General features: G+C 27.3%; 11 protein-coding genes. 5 read left to right on the forward strand and 6 right to left on the reverse strand.

Annotation, left to right across the window (positions count from 1 at the left end):
• The first annotated feature begins 24 nt into the window (after window positions 1-24).
• Window positions 25-705: an SIR2 family NAD-dependent protein deacylase gene (locus ACYPV9_RS05125; protein ID WP_459742071.1), complete on the forward strand. Its 681-nt coding sequence runs from the start codon at window positions 25-27 to the stop codon at window positions 703-705.
• Window position 706: 1 nt separating this feature from the next.
• Here ACYPV9_RS05125 and manA read toward each other — a convergent pair whose 3' ends face one another.
• From manA to ACYPV9_RS05140, 3 genes are all read right to left on the reverse strand, one after another.
• A complete protein-coding gene (manA, locus tag ACYPV9_RS05130; protein WP_459742075.1) occupies window positions 707-1,918 on the reverse strand; it encodes a mannose-6-phosphate isomerase, class I in 1,212 nt (403 codons plus the stop codon).
• Between the two features lie 25 nt (window positions 1,919-1,943).
• The gene (locus ACYPV9_RS05135) at window positions 1,944-2,354 is read right to left on the reverse strand and encodes a hypothetical protein (RefSeq protein WP_299060318.1); all 411 of its coding nucleotides are present in this window, start codon (window positions 2,352-2,354) and stop codon (window positions 1,944-1,946) included.
• A 64-nt stretch (window positions 2,355-2,418) separates the two neighbouring features.
• Entirely contained in the window at window positions 2,419-3,558 is a 1,140-nt protein-coding gene (locus tag ACYPV9_RS05140; RefSeq protein WP_299060315.1) for a response regulator, read from the reverse strand.
• Between the two features lie 173 nt (window positions 3,559-3,731).
• On the opposite strand from ACYPV9_RS05140, the gene ACYPV9_RS05145 reads away from it, so the two are divergent.
• Genes ACYPV9_RS05145 through ACYPV9_RS05155 form a run of 3 tightly spaced genes read left to right on the forward strand, consistent with a single transcriptional unit; the run spans window position 3,732 to window position 9,543 of the window.
• Window positions 3,732-6,821 (forward strand): hypothetical protein, encoded by a 3,090-nt coding sequence (locus tag ACYPV9_RS05145; protein WP_459742078.1) that lies wholly within the window; start codon window positions 3,732-3,734, stop codon window positions 6,819-6,821.
• Window positions 6,821-8,035 carry a hypothetical protein gene (locus ACYPV9_RS05150; RefSeq protein WP_459742080.1) on the forward strand — a complete coding sequence of 405 codons (1,215 nt, stop codon included), beginning with the start codon at window positions 6,821-6,823 and terminating at the stop codon, window positions 8,033-8,035. The genes ACYPV9_RS05145 and ACYPV9_RS05150 overlap by 1 nt, the downstream gene beginning before the upstream one ends.
• The gene (locus ACYPV9_RS05155) at window positions 8,029-9,543 is read left to right on the forward strand and encodes a glycoside hydrolase 5 family protein (RefSeq protein WP_299060306.1); all 1,515 of its coding nucleotides are present in this window, start codon (window positions 8,029-8,031) and stop codon (window positions 9,541-9,543) included. The genes ACYPV9_RS05150 and ACYPV9_RS05155 overlap by 7 nt, the downstream gene beginning before the upstream one ends.
• Before the next feature lie 2 nt (window positions 9,544-9,545).
• On the opposite strand, the gene ACYPV9_RS05160 is transcribed toward ACYPV9_RS05155, so the two are convergent.
• The 3 genes from ACYPV9_RS05160 to ACYPV9_RS05170 form a co-directional block, all read right to left on the reverse strand.
• Window positions 9,546-10,727 carry a glycosyltransferase gene (locus ACYPV9_RS05160; RefSeq protein WP_459742083.1) on the reverse strand — a complete coding sequence of 394 codons (1,182 nt, stop codon included), beginning with the start codon at window positions 10,725-10,727 and terminating at the stop codon, window positions 9,546-9,548.
• A gap of 108 nt (window positions 10,728-10,835) precedes the next feature.
• Window positions 10,836-12,104 (reverse strand): oligosaccharide flippase family protein, encoded by a 1,269-nt coding sequence (locus tag ACYPV9_RS05165; RefSeq protein ID WP_459742085.1) that lies wholly within the window; start codon window positions 12,102-12,104, stop codon window positions 10,836-10,838.
• 14 nt (window positions 12,105-12,118) lie between these two features.
• Entirely contained in the window at window positions 12,119-12,391 is a 273-nt protein-coding gene (locus ACYPV9_RS05170; protein WP_299060300.1) for a hypothetical protein, read from the reverse strand.
• A gap of 205 nt (window positions 12,392-12,596) precedes the next feature.
• Here ACYPV9_RS05170 and ACYPV9_RS05175 point away from each other — a divergent pair, with 205 nt between their 5' ends.
• Window positions 12,597-14,603 carry a tetratricopeptide repeat protein gene (locus tag ACYPV9_RS05175; RefSeq protein ID WP_459742087.1) on the forward strand — a complete coding sequence of 669 codons (2,007 nt, stop codon included), beginning with the start codon at window positions 12,597-12,599 and terminating at the stop codon, window positions 14,601-14,603.
• Window positions 14,604-14,619 lie beyond the last annotated feature (16 nt).

Raw genomic sequence — 14,619 nt, forward strand, 5'->3', positions numbered from 1 at the left:
TAAAAATTATAAAATTCTATACTATTGAAAAATTTGGTTGTATTAACGGGTGCTGGTATTTCTGCAGAAAGTGGTATTAAAACATTTAGAGATGCTAATGGTTTATGGGAAGGTCATAACATAATGGAGGTTGCCTCACCTAAAGGATTTAATGAAAACCCTGAATTAGTTTTAGATTTCTATAATAAAAGAAGAAGACAATTATTAGAAGTTTTACCCAACAAAGCACACCTTAATTTAGTGAAATTAGAACAATATTTTAATGTAAATATTGTAACACAAAACGTAGATGATTTACATGAAAGAGCTGGTAGTTCTGATGTTTTACATCTTCATGGCGAATTGTTAAAAGTAAGAAGTTCTTTAAACGAAAATGATGTTATTAAATGGAAAAAAGATTTAAATCTTGGTGATTTATGTTCTAAAAAAAGTCAATTAAGGCCTCATATTGTTTGGTTCGGAGAAATGGTACCATTGTTAGAAACTGCTATTAAAATTGTAGAAAAAGCAGATATTTTAGTAATTATCGGCACTTCTATGCAAGTTTATCCAGCTGCTAGTTTGATAGATTTTGTAAGATTAGATACACCAATCTATTTTATAGATCCTAAACCAACTGTATCAAACAAAAACTTTAAAAATTTAGAAATTATTGAAGATGTTGCCAGTTCTGGAACCGATAAATTATTGAGTTTATTAAAATAGTTTAGTTAACCTCTGGAACACTTGCTTTATAAATCTCAATATTACTATTTGTTTCAATTTTATAATTTGTGTTTGCATTTATTAAAACGCACTCTCCTTTATTTAATGCTAAGCTAAAAGAATTATCTTTTATTGTAGCACTTCCTTCTAAAGCAATTAAAATTTCTATTGAAGTTGAAGTTTTATTATAAGTAATAGTATCGTTTAAAGAAATTTTACTTAATTCGAAATCTATAGCCTTTGTTTTAAATACTGTTTCGCCGTTTTCTAAATTTAAATTTCCTTTTAGTATTTCTGGAATGGTTTCTTCAAATTTTGTATTCTTAATAAGTTCATTAACATCGATATGTTTAGATGTTAAACCTGCTCTTAATACATTATCTGAATTCGCCATTAGCTCAATATTCTTTCCTTCTAAATATGCGTGTGGCACACCTGCATCTTGAAAAACTGCTTCACCTTTAGAAACATTTAAAATATTAAAAAAGTAGATAGAAAAAATACCTTTATCTATATCTTTATTAGTTTTACCATCAATAGATTTTGCTGCCCAATAAGCAGGAGAAGCTTTTTCTAATTCATTATTTGCATATTTTGGTAGAATTCTATCAACTAAAGGTTGTAAAATATTATTTACCTCTTTTTGAGAGTAATTCATTACTTCTTTATATAAACCAACGTAACCTTTATCTAAGAATATTTCTTTTAAGAATTTTAGTTCTTTAGTTTGTTCTAAATTTTTTATAAGTTTTTTTCTTTCTAGAAAACCGTGTAATAACCAAAAATCACTTAGAGCAACCATTATTTCTGGTTTATGGTTTTTGTCTTTGTAATTTCTATTTTTGGCAGTTAATGGAATTCCTTTACTTTCTTCTAAATTAAAACCTTTAATAGCGGCTTCTACTGAAGGATGAACCTGAATTGAAAGCATATTGTTTACATCTAATACTTTAAAAAGAAATGGTAATTTTCCGAATTTAGAGGTTACATTCGCACCTAAAGTATCAATTAAATTTTTTTCAATAAATTTATCTAATAAGATATTTTCTTTCTCTCTTATAACTTCTGATGGAGCCTTTACATGAGCTCCCATCCAGTATTCTGCATAAGTATTATTTTCTTTGATATCTTCTGAAACTAAATTAGGAATATAACTTTTACCTCCCCAATCATAGTTTTGAATTTTACCTTTTAATTTGAAAATTTTTCTCATTTTTAATATCAAATATTTACTGTTATTAACAGTTTACAACTTGTTGTAAATCATAAATTTTTCTAAACAAAACCCTTTTGTCTGTTTCATTTTTTAGAAAATCTTTAATCTTCAATTTTGAAATCTTTTTAAAGATTTTTTGTTTTAAAAAAGAAATATTTTTAGAATATAAAATTAAACCTAACTCTTCATCATTGGATAAATACCTAGCACCAGCTTTTATAGCAAGTATTTCTTTTTTTTGCTTTTTTAAATCTAATATAGAAATATCACAATCAGATTGTTCTTTAAAATTATAAAGCAAATCTAATATATTTTGCACATTTCCATTCTTAACAAGGCAAATTTTTATTTTTTTATTAAAACAAGGTTTTTGTAGAACCTCTTTATCAATTTTTGATTTTTCATCAAAAACGATAACTAAACCATTTCTCATAATTAATTAAAATTTAATTTTTTATGAGAAAGTCCCTACTCTTTCTCTACTTAATTTGTACTATTTATTTTCTATAATGCCATTTTATTTGCGCTAATTGCCCAACTATTTTAACAGAATCTTTCATAGAAAGTTTAGACCCATCAGCATGAATCCATCTTTTTAAAGGTTGTTCACAAAGAATTTCTTTCGCTTTATCTAATCCAAAGTGTAATGTTATTCTTCTAAAAATTTCTACATCAAAAATCCATTGAGTCACAAACTTTTCGCCAAAAGAAATGTCTATAACATCTTTATGAAATATTTTGGCACCACATTGTGTGTCTTTAAAATCCATTTTTAGAATATTTCTAATTATGTAGTTAATAGTTAAACTAATAATTTTTCTTGCAGATTCTTTCGTAATGTTTGCCCCCATTCTACTAATTCTAGATCCGCTAACTATTTTGTAATTCGAGTTTTCTATAGTTTTCACTAAATCATCAAAATCAGATAAATCTGTTGATAAATCAGCATCTAAAAAACCAATATAATCTAAATCTTCTTGTTTGGCCATATATAACATACCTTGTCTTACAGCCTCTGCTTTACCTCCGTTTTTTTCACAGTCATAAACGGTTATAAAGTCTTCTCTACCTTTTCTAAGTTCATTTAAAACTTCTAAAGTTTTGTCTGTACTACCATCATTTACAAAACATAAATGATACCCAGAATGCTTTTTAATATAATCTGTAAATTCGGTACTAAAAAGTCTTTTTTCTTCATTATAGCAAGGAATTACAACTCCAACGCATCTTTCTTGAATAATTGTATTTTTAAACGTTTTCTTAGGATTGTTGTTTTCTGGTACTCCTATTAAATTCTTAGCTCTTAAACAAACTTCTGTTAAACTTAGCGGCTTTTTCATATAATCATTAACACCAAGCTCAAAACCTTCTGTAATCATTTCATCATCTGTATTACCAGAAAGAATCATGATTGCTGTTTTAGGTTTATTAGAATTTCTAATATGTTTTACTATTTCTAAACCAGAAATTGTTGGCATGTTAATATCTACAATAACCAAGTCTGGCTGAAAAGAATTAAATATCTCAATTCCTTTATGACCATCAGTTTCTGTAATTACTTCATATCCTATTTCTTTTAATCTATTTTCTAAAGGAATTAGAACTAATTTCTGATCATCAATAGCAAGTATTTTCATAGTTAAGTTTTTTTAAATCGGTTACACAAATGTACTTTTGATATCTTTTATTTTTTTTAATTTGACACTAAAGGTAAATTACTTTAGATGAATGGTTTGTTAGTAAAGTTAAATAAAAAAAAACTAACCTTAAAAATTTTTATATTTACATTGTTATAGATTATAAATAGTTAATGAAAGAGAAATCGAATAAATATTTAATTACCGCAATATTACTTGCCATTGTTTTTCATGGCTCTTCTATTTTCTTTACTCTAGAGACCACTTATGATGCTTTAATTCACTTGTTTTTTGCTGACCATTATGCAAATGGTTGGTTCGAACCATGGAATTATAAATGGTATACTGGTTTTACGGTGCAAAGTTATCCGCCATTAGTACATCAAACCATTGGCGCTTTGTCTTTAATTGGTGGCTTAAAGTTTGGTTTATTTACTGTAGCAATAATTGCAATTATTTTATTTGTAACTGGTTCTTACAGGTATTCTTTATTAATAACATCTAATAGAACTGTTGCAGGGTATGCTTCTATTTTAGCTGTATTCTCATCATCATTTGTAGAGACATTGCATATTTTTGGCCAATTACCAAGTATAGTTGGGGTTTCTATATTAATGCATGCGTTACCAGAAATTTATTTGTGGTTAAAAACAGGTAAATATAAATTCTTTTTTACATCACTTTCTTTAATTTCTGTAACAGTAACCTCACATCACGTTACTCCAATTTTCGGAATGTTGTTTTTTATTTTTCCTTTAATTGGAACTGTAATTATGGATGTAGCCCGAGAGGAAGTAGATTCTTACAAAGAGGTTAAGTTTTCCTTGTTTATTAAAACCTTTTTTAAGCAGTTAAAAAAAAATATGGCTTTTGGGTTGTCTGCATTATTTTTAATTGTTTTCTGTATTTTTCCTTATTGGTTAAACTCTAAGAAAAATCCAATTACTCAAGTGCCTATTCCGCATGGTTCTAGAGATAGTTTTATAGATGTTACTTCTTCTGGTTTGGTGTTTTTTACAATTCCGTGGGGATTATTACTATTTATTTTACCTTACATTTTTTACAGATATTATAGTAAAAGGTATTTGTTTTTTGGTTTGTCTTTTACAATGTTAGTTATACTAGGAACTGGTGGTACTACTCCTATACCTAAAATGATTTTAGGCGAGACAGCCTTTAATATTTTAACATTAGATAGGTTTACACTTTGGGGTTCTATAATGTCAATTCCTATTTTTGGAGAGTTTATATATCGCTTTGTAGAAGGCGATTTAAAAGAATTAATACAGCGAAAGTTTGGCGCTGTTTACCATCGTTTAATTGGTGGTATTTTAGCATCTATGTATGTTGCTATTGTAATTTTTACAATGAGTTTAGGATATTTTAGGCCTTCTCAACCACAGAAAATTAAAATGCTGCCTATTGTAAATTTTTTGAGTCAAGATTCTCATGATCATTGGCGTTATTTAACTTTAGGGTTTGGCGATCAAATGGCTTGGTTAGCAGCGCAAACAAATGCAATGAGTGTAGACGGAAACTATCATTCTGCAAGACGTTTACCAGAGCTAACAACAAGACCAATAGAGCGTTTAGAAAATTCGAAATTTAAAGGTGTTGCCGGTATTGGTTCTTTGCAACAATTTTTAACAACCCCAGAAAAATACAATTTAAAGTATATTTTTTCTAATGATAAATTTTATGATCCGGTTTTATTTTTCTGCGGATGGCAACGTTTATCTCAGTTAGAAAACGGAATTATGGTTTGGGAAAAGTTAAATGTACCGCCAGTTTCATCAATTTTGCCAAAAGAAGATGTACCCGCTTGGGTAAAAATTATTTGGGGTACAATACCTTTTTTAACTGTGCTCATTGCATTTATGTTTAATGTACAATCTTTATTTGTAAATAGTTTAAAAACAAGGATAAAACCAAAACCAGCTTATTTTAAATTTCAGAATAATTATACCAAATTCTCTAGTTTGGTTTTAAAATCGTTGCATATTTGGGCTATAATTTTAATTATTGTTATTTCATATGCATGTTACATGTTTTACATTAAAAATGATACACAAAGATCTCCAGAAAATGTTGTAAAAGCATATTATGATGCAATTGACTTTAAAGAATTAAATAAAAGTTATGGGTATATAGATCCTAAGGGAGATATGTCTAGAGCGCAATATCTTCTAGAAATTTCTGTAACAGATGGTTTGTTAAGTTCGTATGCAAAATTAGATGCAATTACTGCTGATGTTATAAAAGAAACTGACAGTTTAGCCACATTAAAAGTTGAAACCAAATGGATTACGCCATTAGAAAAATTATCAAAATTAGAATACAGAACAGCTGTCAAGAGAAAAGGAAAATGGTATATAAAAGCAACTAAAAAGTCGATAGATTTACCTCCAGATCAATTGTATTCTAAAAATGTAACGGGTTATTTTAATCAAGGGCGAAGAAGAATAACTACAGAACAAACACATCATGAAGATGTTTTAAAACAACCTGTTTTAGAAATTGTTTCTGCAAAATTAATTAAGTTTAATAAACGATATTCTATAATTGGCGAGGTACAAAATATAGATAATGTGCCTGCAGATGTAGTTTTAAAAGGAACTTTATATAACGACGATAATAAAGAGCTTGCAACCTATAACGCTAAACACATTTTAAAGCATAAATTAATGCCAAAAGAAATAAGTGCTTTCAGAATAAATTTTGAAGGAATTGCGTGGTCTAAAACAAAAGATTCTATACCTAAAACATTTAATCCTGATGAATTTACACCAATTGAATTAAGTGAACAACCAACAAAATTTAATTTACAAGCGGCTGGAAACACTTCAAATTCTGATTTGTTTAAAGATATTGTATTGAGTGATGTAGAAATAACTAGAAATAATATTAGCGGAACCTTATTTAATAGCGGAATTCAAGAAATTACAATTCCGCAGTTAATAATTACATTTTATAATGAAGATAAAGAAATGATTTGGGTTGATAATTTATTTTTAAAAGAAGGAATAAGACAAGAAAGAAAATTGCCATTTAATTATCAAATACCCGAAAATCCAACCATAAAAACGATAAGTGATAATATGAGTTTTTGTTTTGTAAATGGTTTACCAAATGAAGATATTGCTTTTAAAATAATACCTAAAAGAATTGAAAATCATACATTTGAAAAACTACAAAAAGTAGAACATTCTTTGTTTAGTTATGTTAGAATAGAATTAAATATGTATATCGGTAATCCTAAATAATGCAGAAAAAACAACAGATAACATTACTAATTATTTATTTTTTAATTCTTTGCACACAAGCACAAGAAACTAATTTCGTTGGCAATATTTCTTTGTTAACAACACAGAAAGAATTTAGTGTTTCTGAAGATATTCGGTTAGAGTTTATTGTAAAATCAGATGTTCGTTTTAATATTTATTGTTCTAATAGTTATGGTTCTTCAATAATTTATCCAGAGATAAATGAAGATAAAGTAACTTTTAAAATTCCTAAATTTTTATCAAAAAAAAGAGGTCTTTTAACATGGAAAACTACTGGTTTAAAAACAAATATTTCTGGTAGTTTATTTGTAAATCCTTTGCAACAGCCCAAAACCATAGAAACGTATTTAGGCCCGCCAAGTATAGACGCAGGCGCAATAGATTACACAATGTTAGTTGTAATACCAACAGATATTTTAGACAATCCTATAAAAGATAATAGTAAAGTTGACGTAAAAAGTCAGTTCTTAAAATCAGAAAGAAGTACTCCTGTTTTTACAGATAAATTAATAGGGTACAAAAATATTTATTCTCCTTTAAAAAGTGGTAGAATGATTATTTCATCGGAATCTTACGGTTTAAATTCAAAGGAATTTGATGTAAATATTATGCCTGCAATTGCTACAAATTTTAAAATTTATGTAAAAAGGAATCATGATTATGCTGACGGAAATCAAATAACAACATTTTATACATCAGTTATAAAAGATCGTCTTAATAATGTAATTATAGATGGTAGTTTTATAGAATTTTACATTACAAATAAAAAAGGAAACATTTTAAAAACTACAGGTACCACTATAAATGGTGTTGCGCATGCAAAAATTATTCATCCAGATTTTGAAGAAAATTGGAGCGTGAAAGCATATGCTATCGGAATTTCTGAAAGCAACGTTTTAAATCTTAAATTTAAGAAAGTAATAGATGATTATACTGTAGACTTTAATGATAACAATAGAACTATAAAAATAGGTCCTTTAGAGAGTTTTATGGGGCAAATTATACCAGACGGTTTAATTGTAAAACTGTTTATTTATAAAGATAAAAAATTGATAGAAACTATATTTAAAGAATCTAAAGCTGGTTTTGTAGAATATAATTTAAACCCCAATATTTTTGAGGATGGAGTTTATGATTTTATGATAAAAACTGCTGGTATAGAAAAAGAATTTAACAGCTTAAAAGTATGGTAAAAACTAATAGAAAAATTATTAGAGGCGTTTTAATGCTTACATACGTAATTATAATTGGTGTACTATTATTTCTAGTAAGTTCTTTATATAGCTTCTTAAATACTGGTGCCGATAGAAGTAAAATGTTACATACAGAGGTAAAAAAAATAGATCAATATTTACCAAAAGTTACTTGGAAGGATGATGGAAACGAAGGTAGAAAAATAAGTGATCAAAAAGTAAAATCTGTAGAAAACGACTATTTAGATGCTTGGTACGTAAAACATATTGCATACAAAACAAATACAAGAGTTGGTATAGAAGATTATTTTACAGAAAGTGCAAGAACAAATATATATAGTATTTTAGATTACAATAAGAAAAATAATATTACAGTAGAGTCTACAACATTAAAGCACAATTTAGATATCGAATTTTTTAGTGAAGATGGGCAGTTATTAGTTTTAACAGATACAGATGCATTAGAATATAAAAAAGTTTTTAAAGACAATCTGTTAATTTTAGAAACTACAGAAGTTAATACTTATAGATATATTTTATTATTAGAAGACGGTTTTTGGCGAATTAGACATATGGTTAAGGAAAATTCTAAACCATATAAACCACAAACATTAAAAGCAACATTAGCTTACAATAATATAAAAGGAATCAACTATTATCCTCAAGCAACACCTTGGGATATGTTTGGTGAAGATTATGATATTTCTATTATTGATAATGATTTTAAGATTATTAATAATGCTGGTTTAAATACGATAAGGATATTTGTTCAGTATGAAGATTTTGGGAAAGCAAATGTAGATTATAATAAAATTCTAAAATTAAAAGAGGTATTAGATACTGCTAAAAAAAATAATTTAAAAGCAGTTGTTACTTTGTTTGATTTTTACGGTAATTATGACGTTTTAGATTGGACTTTAAATCATAGGCATGCAGAAAAAATTGTATCAGCAATAAAAGATCATGAAGCGCTATTAGCTTGGGATATAAAAAATGAACCAAATTTAGATTTTGATTCTAGAGGAAAAGATAATGTAATTGGTTGGTTAAATTTTATGATAGATTTAATTAAAGATATCGATAAAGCTCATCCTGTAACAGTTGGTTGGTCTAACACAGAAAGTGCTACAATATTAAAGGATAAATTAGATATTATTTCATTTCATTATTATGAAGATAAGGAGAAATTTGAAAGTGATTTTATCGATTTAAAGCATAAAATACCAAACAAACCTATCGTCTTGCAAGAATTTGGATTATCTTCTTATAGTGGAATTTGGAGACCTTTTGCTAGTTCTGAAGAAAAACAGGCAAATTATTACGCAGAAATGCAAAAAGTCCTGACAAAGAATAATATTTCTTTTATGTCATGGACTTTATATGATTTTGACAATGTACCTAAAGAGGTTTTAGGTAGATTACCTTGGCGAACGAATCCGCAGAAAAAATTTGGTTTTATAAATAGTTTAGGCGAAAAGAAACTTTCGTACAAACATATTGCTAATTAAAACTATTTTTTTGCATCAATAATTTTTTTAAATTCTTCTAAATAAATATCCGTAATTCTTTCCATCGGAAAAGCGGTTGCTGCTTCATAATTTGTTTCACCTAATTCTTTTCTATGCTCATCGTTAGTAACAATTGCTTTGATAGCTTTTACTAAACTTGGTACACTATCTGGTTCAAAAAACTCGCCTCTGTAACCTTCATCTATAATTAGGGTTGCTAAATCACCTAAATTAGGCATTACCACTGCTCTACCGTAACTTCCGGCTTGGTGTAAAACACCAGAGCTACCCGTTGTAGATGTATACGGAAAAACAACTACTGCACTTTCTAAAAATAAAGGAGCTACTTCTACTTCTTCTACATAGCCTGTAAAAGTAAGTTGTGGCACATTTTGATATTTCTTTTTTACGCTATCTAAGTAACCTGGTACGTTAGGGTTGTCTGTTCCTGCAATAACAATTTCTAAATCTAAACCTGTTTGACTTCTTACAATTTCTACTGCCTCAATCATAGATTCTACTTTTTTATAAGTTCCAAACTTACCAAAAGTCATTATTTTCATTGGTCCTTCGGGTAATTCTTGTGAAGGGTTTTCTGGAATTTCAAAAGTTCCATGAGGAATCATTTTAACAGAATCTTTCTTGTATTTATTTTTAAGAGTAACTACATATTTATCCATAGTTACAGCTACTAAATCTGCTTTTAAGATTAATTTTGTTAAAGAAGTTCCAATAAAATTATAAACTTTTTGCGCAATTTTATTTGAAGTGAATCCTGCACTTTCTAAATCTACTTGCTCTAGAATATTATGAAGTAGAACAATAGTTGGTATTTTTTTTATTTTACAAACCCAAGGTAAAGTTAACCCAAGCGCAGCTGCAACTTTTTTATCACCAAACTTCATAAATTGTAAATTATATAAAATAGCATCTGGTTTTGTTTGGTTAATTGCTTTTGTTACATTTATTACATTAGTATAACTATTAAATTTCCAACATTCTTTTACTGTTATTTTACAACCTTCTTCATCAAAATCTAAATCCTTTTCATCATGAGTAACATCTGTTAAAAGAATTAATTCTGTAATTTCTTCTTTAAGTCTAAAACTTTTAACTAAATGATATGCATACTCGTTTAAAGTTACTTTACTTGGCGGATAAGCGGTTACAATTGCTAATTTCATATTCTTTCTTTTTAATAGTACAAATTTCTTTCTTTTTCTTGTAATTTTTTAATAACTACGTTGAAATACAGTTATCTGTAGATAATTGTAAAATTAACTTAGATATTATTATTTTGTTATTTCTTTGTTTTTGTTAGACTTAACCGAATCTTTAAAAAAGAAAAAGCTTAATTGAACAAATAGTAATAAGACCATTGCTATGATTTGAACATGCACAACTTGCTCTAAAGATTCATGAAAAAGTATAACTAAAACAATTTGTAACATTCCGAAAATACCAGACAACACTACCGGAACATACTTGTCTAAAGATAAATAATAATATGCAAAGATGTTAGAAATTGCAAAAATACCTGTGGCAGATGCATATTTCCATAATAGATTCGAAATTGAAAGATATTCGCTACCAAATAATATTTTTATAATTTCTTCGGGAAAGAAAAAGCAACTTACAACAATTGTTGAAGCGATTACAGCAATGTATACAACGTATTTTAAAAGAATTGGCAAAGTATCTTTACCTTCTTTCTTTAATTGTACAACAGTTGGTAAAAGCAACATTACAAACATCCACGCAATAAAGTATACTACTCTACCAATTAAAGCCAAAGAAGCGTATAAACCAGCTTCATAAGACTCAAAATAATGTTTTACTAATAATATGTCACTATTATTTATAATAATCTGCGTAAGCTCATAAAATGCAGTTATGATAAAAAAGTTTTTAACTAATTTTTTATTGGCAGTATCTAAAACAAACTTTTTAGATAAAGAAAAATTACTTGTTCTAAAAGGTAAAAGTCCGAAAATGAAAGAGAAAAATATACCAATAGCAATTATTAGAGAAGAATCAATATCTAACAAATACAATAACGTAAATGTTAATAACAGTCTACTTATCATTTCAGATTGATATGTAATAGACAAAGATTTTAATTCTTGTTTTCCTTGAAAAACACCTCTATTTACACTCATCAAAAAATAAAACGGAACGCCGATACCAAAAATAACAAACATTGTAGAAGATGTAGTTCTAAAAAAACCTTGTAATTGTATAGATAATACAACTATTAAAATTGCTAGAAAAACACCTGTAAATAGTGCATTTTTATAAATTTTAGAGATAAAACCACTAAAAACTGAATCTTTAAATAATACCGAAAACTTTGCTGTTACTAATTGAAAGGTCATGGCAACAAAAGACAATACAAGAAGAAAGGTAATTAAGATTGCTGCATCTGCAAATTTTTCTGGTCCTAAAACCCTACCTAACACCAAATTGTATAAGTAATTGCCACCGTTTACCAGTAAAACACTTAACATAAATATCTGTTCTGGTTTTATACCTTTTTTTACAAATCGAATTAATGCTTGCATAGTTTGGTTTTCTTTTAAGCGATTTTCATTTCCTGAAAATAGTCATAAATTTCTTTACAACCATAACCTTCAACCGAAAATAACATATTGTTTATATGAGACTTATCTATAAAGTTATAAATTGTAGTTAAACCTACTTTATCAATTTCTTTAATATCATTAATATTAATAACAACTTCGCTAGAAGTTACAGCATTAAAATACGAAATCAAAAAAGGAACAGTTTCAGAATTAATTTTTCCGTTTAAATAAAATTTATTGTCTTTTTTTGAAATTTCTAATGGCATAATCTTTATTTTTATGTTAATAATGATGTAAATATCCTTTAGTTCTATTAAATTGAGTAGATTTAATCGTTGAATTACAACTTTATACCGTTAAAAAGAATATTCTTATTCTTTAAATTACAAATGAAATAAGATTAATATGAAATACATTTTTACTACGCTTTTTTGTCTATTATTTTTTAGCTTTGGTAGCTTTGGCCAAAATATGAAAGAAGGTTTCACCTATTTAGAAACCGGGAAATATAAAGAAGCAGAAGTGTTTTTTAAAGAAGTTTTAAAAGATTACCCAACAAATAAAACAGCAAGATTGTGTTATGGACGCGCTGTTGGTTTAAATGGAAATTCAGCTAAAGCAGTTAGTATTTTTACTGATTTATTAAAAAATTATCCTACAGATTTTGAAGTTAAATTAAATTATGCAGAATCTTTATTATGGAGCAAAAATTACAACGATGCAAAGGTGTATTATCAAAAATTATTACAAGAAAACGATAAGAGTTTTGCTGCTTTATTGGGCTATGCAAACACGTTATCTAACTTAAAAGAATATGAGAACGCATTAATTAATGTTGATAAAGCTTTAACTGTTTCTCCGGGTAATAATAATGCGTTGGTTTCAAAAAAATATATGAGATTAGGTTTATCTAGTTCTAAAGTAAAAACACAAGAATATAAAAAAGCAGAAGCTTTATTAAAAGAAAACCTAATTGCTTTTAAAAATGACAAAGAAACTTTGTTAAATCTTGCGAACTTATATTTGATTTCTAACCAAACTGATAAAGCTAAAGAAACTTATAAAATTATTGGAGAAAATCCGGCAGATGAATTAACTTCTTTAAATGGTATTGCATTATCATATCATTTAGCAGAAGATGATAAAACTGCGTTAAAAATTAGTCAGAAATCGTTAAAAAGTATCAAAGATAATACATCAAAAACATTAAAAAATCAAACAATAGAAAGATATATTCAGGCATTAATTTGGAATAAAAAATATGCTGCTGCAGAAAATGAAATTCAAAAATTATTAGAAAACAATCCTACTCCAGAGAATTGGATTTTATCACTTAGAGCAACTTTAAATATTTACAAAAGTGATTTTAAGAAAAGTATAGCCGATTATAATTCAATTTTACAAAAAGATAGCGCTTCTTTTGATGGAAATCTAGGTAAGGCTAATGCCTTAAAAGCTTCTGGCTACTATAAAAAAGCATATAAAAGTGCAGAAAATACGCTAAGTTTTTATGACAATCAAAAAGATGCTAAAAACTTTATAAAGCAATTAGATTTGAGTTTTACACCACATTTAGAAACTAAATATTCCTACTCTTACGATAATGGAAATAATAATGCGAATGCATTTGATTTTAAAACTGAAATCCCTTTTTCTACTAAATTTAAGTTATTAGCAAACTATAATTACAGAACAACAAAAAATAAAATAACAGCTATAGAAGCAACTACTAATAATTTATTATTTGGAGCTTCTTATCAAATTTTAAATAACTTAACTTTAAAAGCTAATTTTGGTGCTACAAAATCAGAATCAGAACAAGAAAGTTACACGCAATTACTAACTGATATTTCTTTAAATATAAAACCTTTTAAACTACAAAATTTAGAGGTAGGTTATAAAAGAGACATTCAGAATTTTAATGCAGCTTTATTAAATGATCAAATTGTACAGAATAATATTATTGTAAATTATAGTTTAAACACCAATTTTAACTTAGGTTGGTTTACTCAATATTATTACACTTGGCAAAGCGACGAAAATTCGAGAAATTTGTTATTTACATCTTTGTATTATAATATTTTTTCAAAACCTTCTGTAAAAGCTGGTGTTAATTATCAAAATATTTCTTTCAAAGAAAAAAGAGGCAACTATTTTAGTCCAAGTAAATTTAATGCTGTAGAATTATTTATAAACTTGATAAAAGATGAAACTGCAGCTAAGAAGAAAGAATGGTTTTATGGTTTAACAGCAGCAACTGGTTTGCAATATATTGAAGATGATGATAGTTTAAGTACCTATAGAATCGACACGAAATTAGGATACAAGTTTTCTGACCGTGCTTTGATAAATATCTATGGTTTACAAAGTAATATTGCTTCTGCTGTAGCAACAGCAGGTTCAACAGGTTTTACTTATACAGAATTTGGCTTAAGATTTAAATGGATTTTTCTAAAAAAACCGATTTATAAAAAGTAAAGGCAAAAGAATTAAC

The organism is Polaribacter sp. OB-PA-B3 (assembly GCF_054589375.1).

What these genes read in the sequence shown, in the direction of transcription:
- ACYPV9_RS05160 (WP_459742083.1), bottom strand. Translation starts at nt 10,727, where the DNA reads ATGAAATTAGCAATTGTAACCGCTTATCCGCCAAGTAAAGTAACTTTA.
- manA (WP_459742075.1), bottom strand. Translation starts at nt 1,918, where the DNA reads ATGAGAAAAATTTTCAAATTAAAAGGTAAAATTCAAAACTATGATTGG.
- ACYPV9_RS05170 (WP_299060300.1), bottom strand. Translation starts at nt 12,391, where the DNA reads ATGCCATTAGAAATTTCAAAAAAAGACAATAAATTTTATTTAAACGGA.
- ACYPV9_RS05145 (WP_459742078.1), top strand. Translation starts at nt 3,732, where the DNA reads ATGAAAGAGAAATCGAATAAATATTTAATTACCGCAATATTACTTGCC.
- ACYPV9_RS05175 (WP_459742087.1), top strand. Translation starts at nt 12,597, where the DNA reads ATGAAAGAAGGTTTCACCTATTTAGAAACCGGGAAATATAAAGAAGCA.
- ACYPV9_RS05150 (WP_459742080.1), top strand. Translation starts at nt 6,821, where the DNA reads ATGCAGAAAAAACAACAGATAACATTACTAATTATTTATTTTTTAATT.
- ACYPV9_RS05165 (WP_459742085.1), bottom strand. Translation starts at nt 12,104, where the DNA reads ATGCAAGCATTAATTCGATTTGTAAAAAAAGGTATAAAACCAGAACAG.
- ACYPV9_RS05155 (WP_299060306.1), top strand. Translation starts at nt 8,029, where the DNA reads ATGGTAAAAACTAATAGAAAAATTATTAGAGGCGTTTTAATGCTTACA.
- ACYPV9_RS05135 (WP_299060318.1), bottom strand. Translation starts at nt 2,354, where the DNA reads ATGAGAAATGGTTTAGTTATCGTTTTTGATGAAAAATCAAAAATTGAT.
- ACYPV9_RS05140 (WP_299060315.1), bottom strand. Translation starts at nt 3,558, where the DNA reads ATGAAAATACTTGCTATTGATGATCAGAAATTAGTTCTAATTCCTTTA.